The organism is Pseudomonas sp. PA-4-8C (assembly GCF_021606625.1).
Taxonomy (GTDB): domain Bacteria; phylum Pseudomonadota; class Gammaproteobacteria; order Pseudomonadales; family Pseudomonadaceae; genus Aquipseudomonas; species Aquipseudomonas lactis.
Genome location: NZ_WKCD01000363.1, coordinates 1 through 4,630, shown reverse-complemented (window position 1 = coordinate 4,630; position 4,630 = coordinate 1). Strand labels below are relative to the sequence as shown.

General features: G+C 60.6%; 4 protein-coding genes. 1 reads left to right on the top strand and 3 read right to left on the bottom strand.

Going from position 1 to position 4,630, the window contains the following annotated elements; genetic code table 11:
• The coding region (locus GIW04_RS28095; RefSeq protein ID WP_236479423.1) for a UvrD-helicase domain-containing protein at positions 1–573 on the bottom strand (573 nt) is incomplete at its 3' end.
• 217 nt (positions 574–790) lie between these two features.
• Between GIW04_RS28095 and GIW04_RS28090 the strand changes: the two genes are divergently transcribed.
• The gene (locus GIW04_RS28090) at positions 791–1,486 is read left to right on the top strand and encodes a pirin family protein (protein WP_034135597.1); all 696 of its coding nucleotides are present in this window, start codon (positions 791–793) and stop codon (positions 1,484–1,486) included.
• Between the two features lie 113 nt (positions 1,487–1,599).
• On the opposite strand, the gene pgm is transcribed toward GIW04_RS28090, so the two are convergent.
• Both pgm and GIW04_RS28080 read right to left on the bottom strand, forming a co-directional pair.
• Positions 1,600–3,243, bottom strand: coding sequence for a phosphoglucomutase (alpha-D-glucose-1,6-bisphosphate-dependent) (gene pgm, locus GIW04_RS28085; protein WP_034135596.1), 1,644 nt, complete (start codon positions 3,241–3,243; stop codon positions 1,600–1,602).
• 261 nt (positions 3,244–3,504) lie between these two features.
• Positions 3,505–4,630: aminotransferase class I/II-fold pyridoxal phosphate-dependent enzyme (locus GIW04_RS28080; protein ID WP_236479422.1), on the bottom strand; the 1,126-nt coding region annotated here is incomplete at its 5' end.

Here is a 4,630-nt window from a genome sequence, read left to right as displayed (position 1 = left end):
TTTGTTGATGAAGTCCTTGCGCGACTCGCGGGTAAACGTCACCACCGTCATGGAACTTAGCTCAAAGCCCAGGTAATGGCTGAGCAGCAGGATGCGCAGCACCAAGGACGTCGACTTGCCGGCGCCTGCGCCCGCAATCACTGAGGTCGAGGGCGTGTCGCTGAAGATCATCTTCCATTGCGCCGCACTTGGCTGCGCGTGGGCTGGCAGCAGGCGTGCGACATCGGCCTTCATGCGTTTCTTCAGCTCTGCGGTGAGCGGCAACCGCCAATCGTCGAACAGGCTGTCATCTATGCCTGGCGCCCGGTGCTCATCGGGGCGAAAGTCACGAATCAACAGGACCTGGCGGCCCTCTTCAATGCCATCGGCCTTGCCCTCGCGGTAACCGTATTCAACGCCCGCCTCATGCCCACTGCGAAAGCCGTCGGCCTGGCCATGCAACCAGGAAAACCGATGTTGCGCACGCAAACGGGTGAGGCCATGGCCGAACAGGCGAGCGGCAAGCCGCTTCAACAGTGGCATCTCAGCCAAGGGGCGCAATTCGGGGGGCAGATCAGGCTGTTGTTGCGACACGCGGACTCCTGCGGTGAGCTTGTTTTGACCAAGCCGTCATGGTCGCCGGAAACGCCGCTCAGTTCCAGCCAAATGCTTTGCTGTCATGCAGTTAGGCGATGAAGTGAAAGTGAACACCGGGGTTAACCATCGAATAAATGAATCATAAACAGGCGTTTTTTACGCTTTTTCTCGATCATGCGCTGCTGGATGATAGGCCCATCAACAGGAGACGATCATGCTTGAACTTCGACCTTTCAACACCCTGGGCGGCGCCCACCATGGCTGGCTTGACGCTCATCACCACTTTTCCTTTGCCGAATACCACGACCCCCAGCGCATGCACTGGGGCAACCTGCGGGTGTGGAACGACGACATCATCGCCCCCGGCAGCGGCTTTCCCCAGCACCCGCACCGCGACATGGAAATCATCACCTATGTGCGCGAAGGGGCCATCAGCCATGCCGACAACCTGGGTAACAAAGGCCGCACCGAAGCCGGCGACGTGCAAGTAATGAGCGCGGGCACCGGCATTGCCCACAGCGAGTACAACCTGGAGGCTACGCCCACCAAGATCTTTCAGATCTGGATCATTCCCAATGAGGCTGGCTTGCCGCCGTCCTGGGGCGCCAAACCGTTTCCACAAGGCCACCGCGAGGGATTTGTAACGCTGGCCAGTGGTAAGGCTGGCGACATTGAAAGCTTGCGGATTCGTGCGGATGCACGCTTGGTGGCGGCGAACCTGAAGGCCGGGGAAAGCGCGGAGTACCGGTTGGACAGCGGTCGCCGTGCCTACCTGGTGCCCGCCACGGGCGTGATTGAAGTCAATGGTGTGCAGGCAAAGGCGCGAGACGGTGTGGCGGTGGAGGATGAAGAGGTATTGCGGGTGACGGCGATTGAAGACAGCGAAATTGTGCTGGTGGACCTCGCCTGATCATGTAGGAGCGAGCTTGCTCGCGAAGAACTCACCGACGCCGCGTTCATTCAGAAGCACGCGTTATCGTTGACGTTTTTTGCGAGCAAGCTCGCTCCTACATACAGTGTCAGTTATTGGCTGATTGCACCATCGACCAACACCTGCGCCTCTTCCACCAGTTGCTTGAGGTGTTCTTCGCCAATGAAGCTCTCGGCGTAGATCTTGTAGATGTCCTCAGTGCCCGAAGGCCGTGCGGCAAACCAGCCGTTTTCGGTCATGACTTTCAAACCGCCAATCGCTTGGTTGTTGCCCGGCGCATGGCTGAGGATCTGCTGGATGCTCTCCCCGGCCAATTGCGTGGACGTGACCTGCTCCGGCGACAGTTTACCCAGCAGGGCTTTTTGCGCTGGAGTGGCCTTGGCATCCACGCGAATGGCGAACGGCTCACCCAGGGCATCGGTCAAGCCACGGTAGATCTGGCTCGGGTCCTGGCCTTTGCGCGAGGTCATTTCTGCGGCCAGCAAGGCCGGGATCAGGCCGTCCTTGTCGGTGCTCCACACGCTGCCGTCTTTGCGCAGGAACGAGGCGCCGGCGCTTTCTTCGCCGCCAAACCCCAACGAACCTTCGAACAAGCCATCGGCAAACCACTTGAAGCCCACCGGTACTTCGTACAGGCGACGGCCGATGCGCGCTGCGACGCGGTCGATCAGGCCGCTGCTGACCACGGTCTTGCCTACGGCCGCGTCGGCACGCCAGTCCGGACGGTTCTGGAACAGGTAGTCGATGGACACCGCCAGGTAGTTGTTGGGCGCCAGCAAGCCACCAGAGGGCGTGACGATGCCGTGGCGGTCGTGGTCCGGGTCACACGCAAACGCAACGTCGAAGCGTTCCTTGAGCCCGATCAGGCTTTGCATGGCGTAGCTGGAAGACGGGTCCATGCGAATCTGGCCATCCCAGTCGACGCTCATGAAGCGGAAGGTTGCGTCGACCTCGGTATTCACCACCTCCAGGTTCAAGCGGTAGTGCTCGGCAATCGCCGACCAATAGCGCACCCCTGCTCCGCCCAATGGATCCACGCCCAAGCGCAGGTCGGCGCTACGGATCGCGTCCATGTCGATCACGTTGATCAGGTCGGCCACGTAGCTGTTGAGGTAGTCATGGCGATGGGTGGTGTCTGCCTTGAGCGCCTGGGCGTGAGTGATGCGCTTGACCCCGGCCAGCTTGTTGGCGAGCAGTTCGTTGGCCTTGGCTTCGATCCACTTGGTGACGTGAGTATCGGCTGGGCCACCGTTAGGCGGGTTGTACTTGTAGCCGCCACTTTGCGGCGGGTTGTGGGACGGTGTAATCACAATGCCGTCCGCCAGGCCGCTGGTACGGCCACGGTTGTAGCAAATGATGGCGTGGGAAATCGCCGGCGTCGGCGTGTACTCGTCGCCCTCGGCCAGCATCACGTGCACGCCGTTGGCCGCCAGGACTTCCAAGGCACTGGCACCGGCTGGCGTCGACAATGCATGGGTATCCAGGCCGACAAACAATGGGCCCGTGATGCCCTGGGCTTCGCGGTACAGGCAGATGGCCTGGCTGATAGCCAGCACATGCCACTCGTTGAAACTCAGTTCGAACGAACTGCCACGGTGCCCGGAGGTACCAAAAGCCACGCGCTGAGTGGAGATCGCTGCATCAGGCTGGCCGGTGTAGTAGGCCGTGACCAGTCGCGGGATATCCACCAGCAACTGGGCTGGCGCCGGTTTGCCCGCAAAAGGACTGATAGTCATGCATAAACCTCGAAAAGAAGGATTCGGAAAAAATGACAGTTTACTGAGAGTTGGACTACTGCGCGACGGTATCGATCCGACAGCCTGAAGAGAAATTTCGCATAATTGAGGTGAGGATATGCACTCGGCCTGACCGGCTGTCAGGCCAGCTCCCACATTGGATAGTTGTAGGAGCGAGCTTGCTCGCGAAAAACTCACAAGCGCCGCGTTTATTCAGGCAGCGCGCGTTATCGTTGACGTTTTTCGCGAGCAAGCTCGCTCCTACTCAGTCTGCGCCTGCCGTAGTGACTGCGCCAGCGTATCCAGGGCGATGTCAAGGTTGGGATGGCCACTAAAGGTATGGCTCAAGCGCATATGCTGGTGATGCAAACCACTGAGGCTGAACAGCTCGCCCGGGGCAATCACCACCTGCTGGGCGAGCATGCGCTGAAACACCAGGCGCATGTCCACCGGCGCCGTCGACTGCAACCAAAAACTCGCCCCGGCCACGGGCATGCGGTAATGCACACGTCCTTGCAGACGCACATCCAAGCGGTGACTCATGGCATGGGCCTGCTCGTGAAGGCGCTGACGCAGCGTCTGCAGGTGCTGGTCAAACCGCCCACTCTCATAAAGCCGGGCAATGGCGCGTTGTCGGATAGCAGACAGTCGAAATGAACGCAGCAAGAATTGGCGCTGCAATTCACTGCTCATCTGCCGCGCCAGCAGGTAACCAAAGGGGGCTTCCGGGCCCAACACCTTTTCGAACGAAGAAAACACGATCAGCCGCTCTGGGTTGACCCGGCTGCGCAAGGCCGGCCCGGGCGGCGCAAAGCTCAGGTCACCGAAGGTATCGTTCTCCAGCAACCAGCAGCCATGCTGGTCGAGCAGTCGCGCTACGTGCAGCCGCTCGGGTTCGGTCATGGTGTTACCCGAGGGCATGCTGACCACGGATGAGAGCAGCACAAGGTGCACCGGTTCATGGCGCAGCAGGTGCTCCAATGTGGCCAGGTCCGGACGGCCGTCGGCACGCCAGGGCCATTCAATAACCCGTACGCCAGCGGCCTGTAGCAGGCGCAACACCAGGTAATCGCAGGGCGATTCAACCACCACCACGGTGCCTTTGAGGCCCAGGGCATCAATGAGGATGCCCAGTACGCCTTGAAGGTCCGCCCCCACATACACCTCATCCGCTTGCCAGCAGCGGGTGGGCGACGAGGTATAGCGGGCGGCCAAGGCAGCGCGCAACTCCCACACACCGCAGGGTTGCGAAGGTTGCAGGTGATGGGGATACCGGCGTACCAGTTGGCGTTCCAGCGCCAGCAAGGCGCCATCCAGCGACCCCAACAGCGCCGGTTCATCACCACTGAGTACCACCATCGCCGGGCGCCGTGCAGCCGTGTACAAG